This is a genomic window from Brachybacterium sp. HMSC06H03, from assembly GCF_001807385.1.
In the GTDB taxonomy this organism is placed as follows: domain Bacteria; phylum Actinomycetota; class Actinomycetes; order Actinomycetales; family Dermabacteraceae; genus Brachybacterium; species Brachybacterium conglomeratum.
The window spans coordinates 1-14677 of the sequence record NZ_KV788640.1 but is presented as its reverse complement, the minus strand read 5'-3'; the positions used below and the strand labels follow the sequence as shown (position 1 = coordinate 14677).

Annotated in this window: 15 protein-coding genes and 1 pseudogene; 7 read left to right on the top strand and 9 right to left on the bottom strand. The window is 72.0% G+C overall.

The genetic code is table 11. The annotated features are described in order from the left end of the window. Window positions 1–520 (bottom strand): MsnO8 family LLM class oxidoreductase (locus HMPREF3159_RS00755; RefSeq protein WP_141748007.1); only part of this gene is annotated, 520 nt, incomplete at its 3' end. A 106-nt stretch (window positions 521–626) separates the two neighbouring features. Between HMPREF3159_RS00755 and HMPREF3159_RS00750 the strand changes: the two genes are divergently transcribed. Both HMPREF3159_RS00750 and HMPREF3159_RS00745 read left to right on the top strand, forming a co-directional pair. Then, window positions 627–1634 carry an LLM class flavin-dependent oxidoreductase gene (locus HMPREF3159_RS00750; RefSeq protein WP_070499108.1) on the top strand — a complete coding sequence of 336 codons (1008 nt, stop codon included), beginning with the start codon at window positions 627–629 and terminating at the stop codon, window positions 1632–1634. A gap of 82 nt (window positions 1635–1716) precedes the next feature. Next, entirely contained in the window at window positions 1717–2379 is a 663-nt protein-coding gene (locus tag HMPREF3159_RS00745; protein WP_070499107.1) for a hypothetical protein, read from the top strand. An 18-nt stretch (window positions 2380–2397) separates the two neighbouring features. On the opposite strand, the gene HMPREF3159_RS00740 is transcribed toward HMPREF3159_RS00745, so the two are convergent. Further along, complete coding sequence (locus HMPREF3159_RS00740) at window positions 2398–3216, bottom strand: endonuclease/exonuclease/phosphatase family protein (protein WP_070499106.1); 819 nt, start codon at window positions 3214–3216, stop codon at window positions 2398–2400. 83 nt (window positions 3217–3299) lie between these two features. Between HMPREF3159_RS00740 and HMPREF3159_RS18025 the strand changes: the two genes are divergently transcribed. Beyond that, window positions 3300–3431, top strand: coding sequence for a hypothetical protein (locus HMPREF3159_RS18025; RefSeq protein ID WP_256374500.1), 132 nt, complete (start codon window positions 3300–3302; stop codon window positions 3429–3431). A 36-nt stretch (window positions 3432–3467) separates the two neighbouring features. Then, window positions 3468–4223: a hypothetical protein gene (locus HMPREF3159_RS17745; protein WP_246821392.1), complete on the top strand. Its 756-nt coding sequence runs from the start codon at window positions 3468–3470 to the stop codon at window positions 4221–4223. A 148-nt stretch (window positions 4224–4371) separates the two neighbouring features. On the opposite strand, the gene HMPREF3159_RS00730 is transcribed toward HMPREF3159_RS17745, so the two are convergent. The 7 genes from HMPREF3159_RS00730 to HMPREF3159_RS00700 form a co-directional block, all read right to left on the bottom strand. Then, window positions 4372–5691, bottom strand: a complete 1320-nt coding sequence (locus tag HMPREF3159_RS00730) for a TRAP transporter large permease (RefSeq protein ID WP_070499105.1) — start codon at window positions 5689–5691, stop codon at window positions 4372–4374. A 3-nt stretch (window positions 5692–5694) separates the two neighbouring features. Continuing rightward, window positions 5695–6294, bottom strand: coding sequence for a TRAP transporter small permease (locus HMPREF3159_RS00725; protein ID WP_246821389.1), 600 nt, complete (start codon window positions 6292–6294; stop codon window positions 5695–5697). 29 nt (window positions 6295–6323) lie between these two features. Then, a complete protein-coding gene (locus HMPREF3159_RS00720; protein ID WP_070499104.1) occupies window positions 6324–7397 on the bottom strand; it encodes a TRAP transporter substrate-binding protein in 1074 nt (357 codons plus the stop codon). A 119-nt stretch (window positions 7398–7516) separates the two neighbouring features. Beyond that, window positions 7517–7978, bottom strand: coding sequence for an SRPBCC family protein (locus HMPREF3159_RS00715; protein ID WP_070499103.1), 462 nt, complete (start codon window positions 7976–7978; stop codon window positions 7517–7519). A gap of 113 nt (window positions 7979–8091) precedes the next feature. Continuing rightward, window positions 8092–9726, bottom strand: a complete 1635-nt coding sequence (gene groL, locus HMPREF3159_RS00710; RefSeq protein ID WP_070499102.1) for a chaperonin GroEL — start codon at window positions 9724–9726, stop codon at window positions 8092–8094. A 393-nt stretch (window positions 9727–10119) separates the two neighbouring features. Continuing rightward, complete coding sequence (locus HMPREF3159_RS00705) at window positions 10120–10740, bottom strand: LytR C-terminal domain-containing protein (protein WP_070499101.1); 621 nt, start codon at window positions 10738–10740, stop codon at window positions 10120–10122. Between the two features lie 62 nt (window positions 10741–10802). Beyond that, a complete protein-coding gene (locus HMPREF3159_RS00700; protein WP_070499100.1) occupies window positions 10803–11171 on the bottom strand; it encodes a DUF3263 domain-containing protein in 369 nt (122 codons plus the stop codon). Window positions 11172–11304: 133 nt separating this feature from the next. Here HMPREF3159_RS00700 and HMPREF3159_RS00695 point away from each other — a divergent pair, with 133 nt between their 5' ends. From HMPREF3159_RS00695 to HMPREF3159_RS17295, 3 genes and pseudogenes are all read left to right on the top strand, one after another. After that, entirely contained in the window at window positions 11305–11982 is a 678-nt protein-coding gene (locus HMPREF3159_RS00695; protein ID WP_070499099.1) for a uracil-DNA glycosylase, read from the top strand. A 189-nt stretch (window positions 11983–12171) separates the two neighbouring features. Next, on the top strand, window positions 12172–13950 hold the full coding sequence (gene treS, locus HMPREF3159_RS00690; RefSeq protein WP_070499098.1) for a maltose alpha-D-glucosyltransferase: 1779 nt from the start codon (window positions 12172–12174) through the stop codon (window positions 13948–13950). Window positions 13951–14258: 308 nt separating this feature from the next. Continuing rightward, window positions 14259–14677: pseudogene (locus HMPREF3159_RS17295) on the top strand (hypothetical protein); the annotation flags it as partial.

The window sequence follows — 14677 nt, the reverse complement described above, 5'->3', positions numbered from 1 at the left end:
CGAGCCGGGCGGCGATGCCGAGCCCGGCGCCGGTGGCGAGCAGGTGCATCGGCGGCGGCTCGGTCGCGACGGGCCGGGCGGTGAGCGGCGCGGTGCCCTCGAGCAGGTCGCGCACCTGCCCCACCTCCGCCGCGAAGTCCTCCGTGCTCGCCTCGGTGCGCCCCAGCGCCTCGCGGACCGGGGCGGTGAAGCCGAGGGACCGGCCGAGCCCGAGGTCGATGCGTCCCGGGGTGAGCGCTTCGAGCATCAGGAACTGCTCGGCGACGACGAGAGGGCGGTGGTTCGGGAGCATGACCCCGCCGGAGCCGAGCCGGATCCGCTCGGTGCGCTGCCCGATCGCTGCGAGCAGCACGGCCGGGGCGCCGCTGGCGATGCCCGGCACGGTGTGGTGCTCGGCGACCCAGAAGCGGTGGTATCCGAGCTGCTCGGCGGCGACTGCCCGCTCGACGCTGTCGGCGAGGGCGGCCTGTTCGTCGCGGCCGGCGCGCGTGCGGGAGCGGTCGAGCAGGGAGATCCTCATGTCGCCGGGAACGCATCCGGGGTGCGGAAGCTTCCCGCTGACGGGGTCGAGAACCTCTCACCCCGCGCTCTCCCCGCCTGGCACCCGCGTCGATAGCCTGAGCAGTATGAACGCTCCTCACGTGCCCCTGTCGATCCTCGATCTCGTCTCCATCTCCGACGGCCAGAGCACCCGCGACGCCATCGCGGCCTCGATGGAGGGCGCGCAGGCCGCGGACCGGCTCGGCTACGAGCGGTACTGGTTCGCCGAGCACCACAACACCGACTCCCTCGCCTCCTCGGCGACCTCGCTGCTGATCGACCGCGCCGCCTCGATGACGAAGCGGATCCGCGTCGGCTCCGGCGGGATCATGCTCCCGAACCACTCGCCGCTCGCGGTGATCGAGCAGTTCGGCACCCTCGTGCAGTTCCACGGCGACCGGATCGACCTCGGGCTCGGCCGCGCGCCCGGCACCGACCAGCTCACCGCGCAGCTGCTGGCCCGCACCTCCGCCGAGCCCGGTGCGTTCATCGCCGCGGTCGAGCAGATGAGGGACTGGTCCCGGGAGGCGCCCACCTCCGGCGGGCTGCCGATCACCGCGGAGGTCGCCCGCGGCACCGAGGTGCCGATGTGGATCCTCGGCTCGACGGCGAACGGTGCGCGCCTGGCCGCGCAGCTGGGCATGCCCTTCTCGGTCGCCTCCCACTTCGCGCCCTTCCAGTACCTGCACGCGCTGGAGACCTACCGCGCCCACTTCGACCCCGACGCCGCCTCCGCGCAGATCGAGCAGCCCCGCACGATGGTGGGCGTGAACCTCGTGGTCGCCGAGACCGATGAGGAGGCGCAGCGCCAGTTCACGACCCTGCAGCAGATGTTCCTCGGCGTCGTCACCGGGCAGCGGCAGAAGATCCAGCCGCCGCGGGACATCACCGAGGTCGCCCCGGAGCACCTCCTGCAGAAGGTGGACCAGACCCTGTCGATCAAGGCCGTCGGCTCCCCCGCCACGGTCGTTTCCCAGCTCGAGGAGATCGTCGCCGCGACGAAGGCCGACGAGCTGATCCTCACCGCCTACCACTTCGATCCCGCGGACCGGCTGAAGAGCCTCGAGCTGCTCGCCGAGGCCTGGGGGCTCTGAGACCGCCGCTCCCCTGCCCCCGGCGCTGCGGCCCGGGGCCCCGGCACCTGGTAGACATGGCGCCGGGGACGAAGGGGGAGCCATGGACGACGAGAGACCGACGCACGATCCGTCGGGCCGCAGTGCGCGGGCACGCCGAGCCTCGCCGAGAGGCACCGCCCGGCGCACGACCGCCCGGGCGCTGACCGGCGCGCTCCTCGCCGCGGCGCTGCTCGGCGGCTGCGGCCCGTTGACCGGCGGCACCGACCGGGACGAGCCCGACTGGGTGCGGGACGAGGCCTCCGAGCGGTACTTCCGGCCCGATCTCGTCGGGCACTCCTCCGAGCTCGTCGAGGAGCACTTCCCCATGCTCGAGGGCGTGGGCGCGGTGACGATCGCCGAGGGCCGGTTCACCGACCCCTACGAGAGGGTGCCGTTCCCGGCCCAGGACGACTACTGGTGGCAGTCGGTGATCGAGCTGGAGCCCGCGCAGGTCGACGAGCTCCTCTCCGCCACGGCGGCGGCCGGCGCCTCCGACCACGGCGGGGCGGGCGCGCCGGAGCCGGTCTCCGAGGACGAGGTGCTCGACGCGCTCGTCCCCACCCTCGAGGGCGAGGTCCAGGACTGCCCGGGCGGCTGGGTCGACGCCTCGCCCGCGCTCGCGCAGGAGAAGGGACCGGACGTCTCCGACGCGGGCGACCTGCTCGAGCTGACCGCCGTGTGCGTGGGCGGGACGCAGCTGCTCACCTCGGCCCGTGACATGTGAGGCGGGTCGGGCGGCGCGTCAGCGCCCCGTCGGCCGCACCCGTGCGGTGACCGTCGCGTGGTCGCTCGCCGCGCGGCCGTCGTGCAGCGGCACCCGGGCCGCGTACTCCTCGACGACGAGGTCGCGGACGAGGATCCAGTCGATCCGGACACCGCCCACCTCCGGGGTGCCGTAGTCGGGGAAGGTGCCGATGTCCTCCCCCGCCTGCGCGGCGGCGACGTCGTGGGCGTCCTGGAAGCCGGCGTCGCGCAGCACCCGCCACGGGATGCTGTCGCCGCCTGCCGCGTTGAAGTCGCCCAACAGCACCACGGGCACCCCGTCGGCCGCCTCGCGCACGTGCTGGGCGAGCAGTCCCGCGCCCTTCGCCCTCGCCTCGTGTCCCTCGTGGTCCAGGTGCGTCACCGCGGCCACCAGCTCGCCCCCGCTCTCCCGGTCCCGCACCCGCGCCCACACCGCGATCCGGGGGCACATCGCGTCCCAGCCCGTCGACCCGATCCGGTCGGGCTCCTCGGAGAGCCACAGCTGGTCCCAGTCCAGCAGCTCGAACCGGTCCCGGCGCAGCAGCAGGAGGTTGTGCTCCCCGCGTCCGCCGCCCTCCCGGCCGATGCCGAGGCGCAGGTGGGTGGCGGCGAGCACCTCGTCGATCACGGGGATCTGGGAGGCGAGAACCTCCTGCAGGCCGACGACGTCCGCGTCGGCCTCATCGAGGAGCCGGGCGAGCACCGGGGCCCGCTCGGGCCAGTGGTCGGCCTGCCCGGGGAGGGTGCTCTCGTCGTGGTACCGGATGTTCTGGGTGAGGACCGACAGGGCGGTCGGCTGCGCGTCGGTGGGTGCCATCGCTCCATCCTCGCGCACGACGGGCGCGAACCGACGCGGCAGGGCGTGTCCCGTCGCGGTGTCGCACCTGCCATGCTGAGGCCATGACGACGCCGTCGGCCGCCGCCCCCGCGGACCCCGCGGAGCACTCCCCCGCCTCGCGCCTCGCGCTGCTGCCGGCGGTCGGGGTCTCCGTCTCCGCGTTCCTGCTGTTCGCCCTGCAGCTGGCCGGCTGAGGCCACCTGCTGCTGGCCCTCAGCCTGCTCGGCGCAGTGCTCGTCTCCCGGCAGCTCGCGAAGGACCTCGCGCTGGTCGGGATCGGGATCACGATCGTCTCGACCACCTCGGTCGTCACCTCGGTGGACTGGGACCGCTTCCTCATCATCGGCGCCGTGCTGCTGCTGGCGGTGCTGGTGCCGGTGTTGATGGATCGCCTGCTGCTGCGCCGGCGCGCGATCCGATTCCCGCTGCGCACGGGCGAGCCGTGGACCCGCCTCGAGAAGGGCTACATCGTGGCCGTGCCCTTCCTGGGCTGGCTGATCCTGCCGTTCTATTTCATCACCTCGGAGGTGTACCGCAACTGGCCGCACCTGGCCGACGGCGGGGAGGTGGCCCGCTTCTTCGCGGGCGTGAACTTCGTGGGCACCTGGGACGAGCTGTCACCTGCTGTTCGACGTGGTCGTCTTCCTCGCGATCGTGCACGCCCGTCATCCGGGCGCGATCCCGATCTTCCTCGTCTGAGCGCCCGCGGGCCGGCCGCCCCTCCTCGCCGGCCCCGCCGCACCTCCTCGTGCTCCTCTCCCACCCCTCGCGGCCCTACCCCACCCCCTCGGGGCGCTGCCCCGCCCCACGCAGCCCTTCCCCACCCCTTCGGGGCGCTACTCCACCCCACGCAGCCCTTCCCCGCCCTCTCGCGGCCCGGGCATGGTCAGGTCATGGCGCAGGGCGTGCCACTACGCCATATACGCCGTAGTGGCACGCCCTGCGCCACCGGCCGACCACGCCCGGGCCGACAGTGCGCCGGCTGACCCTCGAGGACGACCGGGCCGGCGGCGGGCCCGGACTGCGAGACCCCGACCGCGAGGCCCATGAGGGAGGACCCGGACGGCGAGGACCCCGCCGCCCGACCCTCCCACGAGGATCGGACGACGGGGTCCGCGACGGCGACGGCGGGGACTACTCCGCCGCGCTGCTCATGCCCAGCAGGTCCGGCAGCAGCATCGTGATCTGCGGGACGAACACCACCAGCAGCAGGCCGATCAGCAGCGCCGCGAAGAAGGGCAGCATCTGCCGGATCACCGGCTCGACCCTCACGCCGCCGACCTTCGCGGCGATGAACAGGATGTTCCCCACCGGCGGGGTGATCGTGCCCAGCGAGAGGTTGAAGGTGATCATGAGGCCGAAGTGGATCGGGTCCACCCCGAGCTCCATCGCGATCGGCAGGAAGATCGGCGTGAAGATCAGGATCGCCGGCGTGGGGTCCATGAAGGCACCCACGATCAGCAGGATCAGCATCATCAGCAGCAGGATCACCGTCTTGGAGTCCGCCAGTCCCAGCAGCGCGGAGAAGATCGACTGCGGGATCATCGCGTAGGACAGCACCCAGCTCAGCGCCGAGGAGACCGCCACCAGCAGCATCACGACCGCCGTGGTGCGGGCGGCGCCCGCGATCACGGTGGGGAGGTTCTTCAGGGTGAGCTGTCGGTAGACGAGTCCGAGGATGAACGAGTAGGCCACGGCGATCACCGCGGACTCGGTCGCGGTGAAGAAGCCGGCCAGCAGGCCGCCGATCACGATCACGATCATGAGGATCGCGGGCACGGCCTTCAGCAGTGTGGTGATCGCGAGGCCGACGGGGACCTTCTCGCCGCGGGCGCTCATGCCGGGGCGGGTGCGGGAGAGGATCGCGACGACCACGAGACAGGCGAGCACCCACACGACGCCCGGGCCGTAGCCCGCGACGAACAGCGTGGCCACGGAGGTCGAGGAGACCAGCGAGTACACGATCAGGGTGTTCGACGGCGGGATCATCATGCCGGCCGGGGCGGAGGCCGCGTTGACGGCCGCGGAGACCGAGGGGTCGTAGCCCTCGCGCTTCATGCGCGGGCCGAGGGTCGAGCCCATCGCCGCGGCCGACGCGACGGCCGCGCCGGAGACGGAGCCGAACAGCGCATTGGCGACGACGTTGGTCTGGGCGAGGGAGCCGGGCATCCGGCCCACCAGCACCTTGGCGGCGTCGATGAGGCGTTCGGCGATGCCGCCGGTGTTCATCAGCGACCCGGCGAGCACGAAGAACGGAATCGCCAGCAGCGTGAACGAGCTGGCTCCGGTGAACATGCGCTGGGAGGCGACGAACACGGCCTGCTCGGTGCCGACCACGGCGGCGAGCGCCACGATCGAGGGGAGGCCGATCGCGATCGCGATCGGGGCGCCGACGCCGATGAGCACGACGACTCCGGCGATGAGGATGACTCCGGCGAGAGTTGCGGGATCCACGGCTCAGGCCTCCTTCTGCTCGGTCGGGGTGGCGGGCGAGGCCGGAGAGGTCGACGCGGCCGGCGGAGCGGTCACATCGGCTCCTGCCGGTCCGTCGGCCGCTGCTGTCCCGTCGGCACCGGCGGCGTCGAGAGCGGCCTCGGTCTGGGCGTCGTGACCGGCGAGCATGTCGTCGCCGCGCGCGGCGCGCACGAGGTCCTCGAGGGCGAACAGGGCGATGAGCACGCCTGCGATCGGCAGGGCCAGGTACATCTGTCCCACGGTCACCGGCATGCCCGGGATCGCCTGGTCGAAGGAGATCGACATGCCGCGGATCCCACCCCAGACCAGGCCCAGCAGCGCGAAGGCGAGGACGGAGAGCTCGACGAGCACGGACGTGATGCGCTGCGCGGAACGGGGCATCAGGCGGGCGAAGAAGTCCACCGCCACATGGCCCCGCTCCCCGAACACCATCGCGACGGAGAACAGCACCAGCCAGATGAAGAGGTACTGGGAGACGGTGGTGGTCCAGCCGCTGGGCGACTGCAGCACCTGGCGGGTGAACACCTGCCAGAACACCACGAGCACCAGCACCACGAACAGGGCGATGCTGATCCAGGTCAAGCCCTGGACGGTCCTCCTGCGCGGCGCACTCATCGCTCCACCCCCATCTCGTCGGCGAGCGCGCGGACGCGCTCGTACAGGTCCTCGTCCTCGGGGCTGTCCAGGAAGGAGCGCCCCACCTCCTCGATCGCCGGGGTGAACGCCTCGGGATCGGGCTCGGTGATCTCCACGCCGGCCTCCTCCATCGCCTGGATGCTGGCCTCGGTCTCCTGCGCCCACAGCGTCACGAACTCCTCCTGCGCGGCGGTGAAGGACTCGGTGAACGCGGTCCGGTCGGCCTCGTCCATCTCCTCGATCCGGTCCACGTTGGCCATGACGTAGTCCAGGCCGACGAGGTGGTTGGTGAGGGTGAAGTGCGGGGCGATCTCGTAGTGGCGCTGGGTCACGTAGCTGACCTCGTTGTTCTCGGCGCCGTTGAGCACCCCGGCCTGCAGGGCGGTGTACACCTCGCCGTAGGCCATCGGGGTGGGCGAGGCGCCGAGCGCACGGGTCAGCTCCATGAACACGTCGGACTCCTGAACACGGATCTTGAGCCCGGCGAGGTCCTCGGGCCCCTCGATCGGGCCGCGGTCGGTGTAGACGTGGCGGGAGCCCTGGGTGAAGCCGCCGAGCACCCGCAGGCGGCGCTCGTCCTCGAGGGAGGAGAACAGCTCGCCCACGATCGAGTCGTCCTTGAGCACGGCGGTCTGGTGCTCGATGTCCACGAAGGCACCGGGCAGGTTCAGGGGCCGGAACGCCATGGAGAGGTTCTCGACCTGCGGCGCGGAGATCACGGCCATGTCGACGCTGCCGTCGGAGACGAGCTGGACCACCTCCTGCTGCGCGCCGAGCGCCTCGTTGGCGTAGACGCGGGCTCCCCACCGGCCCTCGGTCGCCTCGGCGAGCTTCTCGCCGAAGGCCGTCAGCGCGAGATAGCTGGGGTGCGTCTCGGTCTGGTTCAGGGAGACCGTCAGGATGTTCTCGACGTCGGTGGCGGCGCCGGCGTCGTCCGGTGCGCAGCCGCCGAGCGCGAGCGCTCCGGCGCCCAGCAGCGGGATCCCTGTCAGCAGTGTGCGCCGCACCGGGCGTGGCGTCGGCGGTCTCGGGGTCGTCCTCGACCTCATGCGTTCCTCCTCCTCAAGGCGTCGAGGAGTCGCACAGCGGCGTCCTCGACGGGGTACGCCGCCCATCCTGACCGCGAACGCGGCGGACCGCCGGTCCTTGCCGGAGGTTTCCCGCGTGGTCAGCGGGCGGTGAGCGCCTCGCGAATCGCGGCGAGGGTGGCGGGGATGCCCTCCCGTGCCGCCTCGTGGCGAATCGCGATCTCCTCCTCCGCCCGGTCGCCATAGCGCTCGAGGAACACCTCCTCGAGGCGCGCGGTGGTGCGGGTGTACTCGGTCAGCTCGGTCCCGCCGCCGTCCGCCGGCCGCATCCGGTAGCCCCATTCGGCACGGCCCGGACCCACGGACCAGGCGAAGTGCTCCCCGGGCACGTCCGCGATCACCTCGGAGACGGTCTCCCACTCCCGCACCGGGGTGCGGTTGTGGCCGATGAACCGGGCGCCGACGCCGCGCCGCTCGTCCTCCCACTCGCAGCGGTGGCACTGCCGGCTCCACTCCCCCGTCCGGGTGACGTCGCTGAGCAGCGCGTGCACCTCCTCCGGGTCGGCGTCGACGTGGATCGAGTCCTGCAGCTCATAGGTCATGGCGTCATTGTGTCGTGCACGGCGCCCCGGGTCCGGACAGCAACGAGCCCCGACCCTCGTCAGAGGATCGGGGCTCATCGAGCGCTCGGGTGGAGCGGCAGGTGATCAGCAGATCACATCATGCCGCCCATGCCCCCCATGCCGCCCATGTCGCCGCCGGCGGCCGGGGCCTCGGGCTCCGGCTTGTCGGCCACGACGGCCTCGGTGGTGAGGAACAGGCCCGCGATGGACGCGGCGTTCTGCAGCGCGGAGCGGGTCACCTTGACGGGGTCGATGATCCCGGCCGAGACCAGGTCCTCGTACTCGCCGGTGGCCGCGTTCAGGCCCTGGCCGACGGGCAGGCCCTTGACCTTCTCCGCCACGACGCCGCCCTCGAGACCGGCGTTGACCGCGATCTGCTTGAGCGGTGCCTCGATGGCGACCTTGACGATGTTGCCACCGGTGGCCTCATCGCCCTCGAGGGCGAGCTTGCCGAAGGTGTCCGCACCGGCCTGCAGCAGAGCGACGCCACCACCGGCGACGACGCCCTCGTCCACGGCGGCCTTGGCATTGCGCACGGCATCCTCGATGCGGTGCTTGCGCTCCTTGAGCTCGACCTCGGTCGCGGCGCCGGCCTTGATGACGGCGACGCCGCCGGCCAGCTTCGCGAGGCGCTCCTGGAGCTTCTCGCGGTCGTAGTCCGAGTCGGAGTTCTCGATCTCGGCGCGGATCTGGGAGACGCGGCCGGCGATGCGGTCGGCGTCGCCGGTGCCCTCGACGATGGTGGTCTCGTCCTTGGTGACGACGATCTTGCGCGCCTGGCCGAGCTGCTCGAGACCGGCGGTCTCCAGCTTGAGGCCGACCTCCTCGGCGATGACCTGGCCGCCGGTGAGGATGGCCATGTCCTCCAGCATCGCCTTGCGGCGGTCGCCGAAGCCGGGGGCCTTGACGGCCACGGACTTGAAGGAGCCCTTGAGCTTGTTCACCACGAGCACCGCGAGGGCCTCGCCCTCGACGTCCTCGGCGATGATCGCCAGCGGCTTGCCGGCCTGGATGACCTTCTCCAGCAGCGGCAGCAGGTCCTTGACGGAGGACACCTTGGAGGAGAGCAGGAGGATGTAGGGATCCTCGAGCACGGTCTCCTGGCGCTCGGCGTCGGTGACGAAGTACGGCGAGATGAAGCCCTTGTCGAAGCGCATGCCCTCGGTGAGCTCCAGCTCGAGGCCCATGGTGTTGGACTCCTCGACCGTGATCACGCCCTCCTTGCCGACCTTGTCGAGGGCCTCGGCGATGAGCTCGCCGATGGCCGGGTCGGCCGCGGAGATGGCGGCGGTGGAGGCGATCTGCTCCTTGGTCTCGATCTCCTTGGCCTGCTTGAGCAGGGTCTCGGAGACCGCGGCCACGGCCTGGTCGATGCCGCGCTTGAGCGCGATCGGGTTGGCGCCCGCGGCGACGTTGCGCAGGCCCTCCTTGACCAGGGCCTGGGCGAGGACGGTGGCGGTGGTGGTGCCGTCGCCGGCGATGTCGTCGGTCTTCTTGGCGACCTCCTTCACCAGCTCGGCGCCGATCTTCTCGTAGGGATCGTCGAGCTCGATCTCCTTGGCGATCGACACGCCGTCGTTGGTGATGGTGGGGGCGCCCCAGGACTTCTCGAGCACGACGTTGCGACCCTTGGGGCCGAGGGTGACCTTGACGGCGTCGGCGAGCTGGTTCATTCCCCGCTCGAGGCCGCGCCGGGCCTCCTCGTCGTAAGAGATGAGCTTGGCCATTGTGGAATCTCTCCCGTGTCTGTGATGTCCACCCGGCCCAGTGCCCGCGACGGACGGGAGCCGACTCCGTGTTCATGTCCCACGGCGCCGACGCCCTCACGGGGCCGGAATGTTCAGGTCCCGGTGCGCGGAGGCGATGTGCGCGAGGCTGTCACTCCCGTGCACCGAGTGCCAGATCATCATAAGCACTCTGCCCCTGAGAGTGCTAACTCTCCGCGAGGAGCGGACACGGCCCCGTCGTCCGGCCCGGACGTCGTCGGGGGTCACCCTCGTCGAACGGCACCGACGGGCGCGCACCCCGTCCGGTCCACACGGCCCGCACACACCGACGCGCCGCCCCTCCCGGAGGAGGAGCGGCGCGTCGCGGGGGCAGCAGGGGCGGCTGGGGAGGGGTCAGCCCTCGCCCTCGCCGCCCTGATCACCTTGGTCGCCGTCGCCGCTGTCGCCCTCGTCGCCGCCGTCACCGGGCTCGGTGACCGCGATGAAGGTCAGGGGCGAGTCGTACTCGTCGCTCTGGCGGGCCTCGCCGGCGCCGACCTGCTCGGCGAGCGCCTGGGCGGTGTCCGCGTCGGCCTCGTCGCGGTAGAACACGACGGGCTCCTGCTGGGGGCTGTCGGCGGTGGCGACGCTGACGTCCTCCCAGCCCTCGCCCTGGAGCTCCCCCTGCCAGGTGCCGGCGAGGCCGTTGATGCTGCCGGCGTTGATCACCTGGACGGGCACGGAGAGGTCGGGCTCCGGGGCGGGCTCCTCCGAGGGGCTCTCCTCGGGGGCGGCCTCGCTCGAGGCGCTCTCGGAGCTGGAGGCCGGGCCCTCGGCGCCGTCGTCGCCGCCGCCCATGCCGCCGATCACGAAGAGCAGCACCACCAGCAGCACCACGGCCGCGCCGATGATGATGATGTACAGCAGGTTCTCCCGCCAGAAGGGGAGCTCGGCGCGGTGGGCGCCGTGGAAGGTGACGGCGTCCGCCTCGTCGTCGAATCGGTCCGGCGGGTAGGGATACTGGGAATCAGCCACGGACCCATTTAACATGGTCGACCCGGATCGGGGGTGGAGCACACGCCCCGGAGACGGATGGCTCAGGCCACGCGATGGTCGCCGCCGAGGGAGGCGCCGCGTTCCTCGGAGGTGCGCCGGGCGCGGAGCCGGTTGACGACGGCGGGGGCCGCGCGCAGCGCCGCCGGCTCGTCGAGCAGGGCGTTCAGCCGCACGTAGTAGGCGACCTTCGACAGCCCGATCTCCTCGCGGATCGCCCGCTCCTTCGCGCCGACGTAGCGGAAGGTGCGTCCCTCGAGCGCGAGGATCCGCCGGTCCCGCTCGGTGAGCGCCCCCTGCGGCCCCGGCTGCGCGCCCTCGGACGGCACGCGCTCGGACGACATGCGCTCCGACGACGGGGCGTCGGTGGGGCGCACGTCGGCGCGGGCGGGCTCGTCGGAGGCGGAGGGCATGGTCCGAGGCTACGCAACCGCGCCCGCTCCCCCGCGCTGCCACGCCGCCGCCCTGCGCAGGTCGTGAGGGATGCCTCGCCGGGAGGGGCCGACGCGCCCCGTCGGCGCCGCCCGCGGATGGTTGACTGCCTCCATGGCTGCTCCCCTGACCGAGATCATCGCCCCCGACTGGGCCGAGACCCTCCGCCCCGTCGAGGACCGCCTCCACGAGATCGGCGGCTTCCTGCGCGAGGAGGTCCGCGCGGGCCGCGGCTACCTGCCGGCCGGCGAGGCGGTGCTGCGCGCCTTCACCCGGCCGATGTCCGAGGTGCGGGTGCTGATCGTCGGCCAGGACCCGTATCCCACCCCGGGGCACCCGATCGGTCTGTCCTTCGCGGTGGAGCGGCACGTGCGCCCGCTCCCCCGCTCCCTGACCAACATCTACAAGGAGCTCGAGAGCGATCTCGGCATCGCCCCCGCCGCGCACGGCGACCTCTCCTCCTGGCAGGACCAGGGGGTGCTGCTGCTGAACCGGGTCCTCACCGTCGCGCCCGGCGCCCCGGCCTCCCACCGACGTCGAGGCTGGGAGGAGATCACCGAGCACGCGATCCGCGCCCTGGTGGCCCGCGGCGGGCCGCTCGCGGCGATCCTCTGGGGCCGTGACGCGCAGTCGCTGATCCCGCTGCTGGGCGAGGTGCCGCATGTGGCGAGCCCGCACCCGAGCCCCCTGTCGGCCTCTCGTGGCTTCTTCGGCTCCCGTCCCTTCTCGCGGGTGAACGCGCTGCTCGAGGCGCAGGGCGCCGGCCCCGTGGACTGGCGGATACAGGACTGAGGTCGGGCTGGGACCGGGCCTGGGCCGAGAGCGCGCCGGTCCCGCCGCGGGGCGAGCCCCACAGCCTCGCGCCCGACGGGACGGGAGGAGACCGCACGGTCCGTCGGCCGCCGAAGGTGTCCGCGCCGCCGCGGCGGACACTACTGTGGGGACATCGCGTCCGCCGTCCCAGCCGCCGTGGAGGTCCCGATGCCCCTGAACCCCGCCCAGTTCTCCCCGCAGGGCCCGGGGGTCGACTACGACCCGCACTGGTACCGCAAGGCCGTGTTCTACGAGGTGCTGGTGCGCGCCTTCGCCGACGGCAACGGCGACGGGACCGGTGACTTCACCGGCCTCATCGAGCGCCTGGACTACCTGCAGTGGCTCGGCATCGACTGCCTGTGGCTGCCGCCCTTCTTCGCCTCCCCGCTGCGGGACGGCGGCTACGACATCTCCGACTACGAGCAGGTGCTGCCGGAGTTCGGCTCGATCACCGACTTCGAGCGACTGGTCTCCGAGGCGCACCGGCGCGGGATCCGCGTGATCATCGACCTGCCGATGAACCACACCTCCGACAAGCACCCCTGGTTCCTCGAGTCCCGCTCCGACCCCGAGGGCCCGTACGGGGACTTCTACGTCTGGTCCGACACGGACGAGAAGTACCAGGACGCGCGCATCATCTTCGTGGACACCGAGGAGAGCAACTGGTCCTTCGACCCGGTGCGTCGGCAGTTCTTCTGGCACCGCTTCTTCTCCCACCAGCCGGACCTGAACTTCGAGAACCCCGCGGTGCGCGAGGCGATGTTCGAGGTGGTGCGCTTCTGGCTGGACAAGGGCATCGACGGGTTCCGCGCCGACGCGATCCCATACCTCTTCGAGGAGGAGGGCACCGACGGGGAGAACCTGCCGGCCACCCACGAGTTCCTCGCCGAGCTGCGGGAGTTCGTGGACGAGAGCTGGCCGGGCCGCGTGATCATCGCCGAGGCGAACCAGTGGCCGGCCGACGTGGTGGAGTACTTCGGCACCCCTGAGCGGCCCGAGTGCCACATGTGCTTCCACTTCCCGGTGATGCCGCGGCTGTTCTACGCGCTGCGCGAGGGCAGCGCCCGGCACATCATCGACATCCTCGAGGACACCCCCGAGATCCCCGCCGGCGCCCAGTGGGGCACCTTCCTGCGCAACCACGACGAGCTGACCCTCGAGATGGTCTCCGGCGAGGACCGCTCGGCGATGCTCGGCTGGTACGCGCCCGATACGCGGATGCGCGCGAACGTCGGCATCCGTCGGCGACTGGCGCCGCTGCTGGACAACTCCCGCTCCGAGCTCGAGCTGATCCACGCCCTGCTGCTGTCCCTGCCCGGCTCCCCGTTCCTCTACTACGGGGACGAGATCGCGATGGGCGACAACATCTGGCTCGAGGACCGCGACGCGGTGCGCACCCCGATGCAGTGGACCCCGGACCGCAACGCCGGGTTCAGTGAGATCACCGACCCGGGCAAGCTCTACCTGCCGGTGATCCAGTCGCTCGTCTACCACTACTCGACCACCAACGTCGAGGCGCACATGGCGCACTCCGGCTCCCTGCTGCACTTCGTGCGGTGGATGCTCGCGGTGCGCAAGGAGCACGACGCCTTCGGGCTCGGCGCGTACCGGAACATCCCTGCGGACTCCGAGCGGGTGCTCGCCTTCACCCGCACCTACGACGGCGCCGAGCACGGCGAGGACGCGGAGGCGCACGCCGAGACGCTGCTGTGCGTGTTCAACCTGTCCTCCCAGCCGGTCACCGCGAGGCTCGAGATGACCGGGATGGACCGGCGCACCGTCCGGGACCTCTTCGGCGGGCACGAGTTCCCGGCGGTGGACGAGTCCGGCACCCTCACCCTCACCCTCGGCGGGCACGGCGTCTACTGGCTGAAGGTGCGTCCGCTGGACGCCCACGGCGAGCCGATGACGACCACCACCGCGCTGCCGGTGATCACCGCGGACTGACCGCGCCCGACCCTGCCGGCGGGCCGACGGCGCCCGCGCCCCTTCTGCCGCCTCCACGCCGAGACCCCCGTCACATGCCTGCTCTGCGGCGCCTGGAGCGGCCAAGGCGCAGGGTCACCGCAGGTCAGAGCACACCCCGGGCCCTTCGACGAGCGTGGTGCGAGAGCTCTGCGACCCGTAGGTCACCGCTGCGCGGGGCCGCCTCGCAGTGCCTCGGAGCGCACCGGTGTGCCATTCTCATGGATCGGCAGGCCGCCCCCGCGAGCCGCGAGCGCCCTGCCGTGACCCCGTAAGGAAGGGAGAGCACGGTGGCAGAGCACCGTTCGACGGCGGAGGAGGCGGCCGATCCGGGCACCAGTCCGGAACGCCTCCTCGAGCTCACCGAGAAGCACCCACAGCTGCATCGGCTGATCGTCATGAACCCCTCGGCCCCCGAGGTCGCGCGCCAGTGGATCCTGGCCACGAACCAGTGGGCGAAGCAGGCCTACGAGGCCGGCACCCTGCAGCCCGATGAGGACGACGACCTCGACGAGGGCGAGCCCACCCAGCTGCACCAGGTGGTCCCCGACGAGGATCAGGCACCCGAGGAGTCGGCGAGGACCGCCGCGACGCAGCCCGATCCCGACGACAGCGCCTCCGCCTGGGACGAGGTCCCCGAGGCACTCGTCTGGGGCACCGCCGCCGGAGCGACCGGCGCCGCCGCGGCCGCCGCGTCCGCCGACGAGCG

Bases quoted from the DNA above. Each gene is read 5' to 3' on its own strand.
- HMPREF3159_RS00750 (WP_070499108.1), top strand. From the start codon at position 627: ATGAACGCTCCTCACGTGCCCCTGTCGATCCTCGATCTCGTCTCCATC.
- HMPREF3159_RS00745 (WP_070499107.1), top strand. From the start codon at position 1,717: ATGGACGACGAGAGACCGACGCACGATCCGTCGGGCCGCAGTGCGCGG.
- HMPREF3159_RS00740 (WP_070499106.1), bottom strand. From the start codon at position 3,216: ATGGCACCCACCGACGCGCAGCCGACCGCCCTGTCGGTCCTCACCCAG.
- HMPREF3159_RS18025 (WP_256374500.1), top strand. From the start codon at position 3,300: ATGACGACGCCGTCGGCCGCCGCCCCCGCGGACCCCGCGGAGCACTCC.
- HMPREF3159_RS00720 (WP_070499104.1), bottom strand. From the start codon at position 7,397: ATGAGGTCGAGGACGACCCCGAGACCGCCGACGCCACGCCCGGTGCGG.
- HMPREF3159_RS00715 (WP_070499103.1), bottom strand. From the start codon at position 7,978: ATGACCTATGAGCTGCAGGACTCGATCCACGTCGACGCCGACCCGGAG.
- groL (WP_070499102.1), bottom strand. From the start codon at position 9,726: ATGGCCAAGCTCATCTCTTACGACGAGGAGGCCCGGCGCGGCCTCGAG.
- HMPREF3159_RS00700 (WP_070499100.1), bottom strand. From the start codon at position 11,171: ATGCCCTCCGCCTCCGACGAGCCCGCCCGCGCCGACGTGCGCCCCACC.
- HMPREF3159_RS00695 (WP_070499099.1), top strand. From the start codon at position 11,305: ATGGCTGCTCCCCTGACCGAGATCATCGCCCCCGACTGGGCCGAGACC.
- treS (WP_070499098.1), top strand. From the start codon at position 12,172: ATGCCCCTGAACCCCGCCCAGTTCTCCCCGCAGGGCCCGGGGGTCGAC.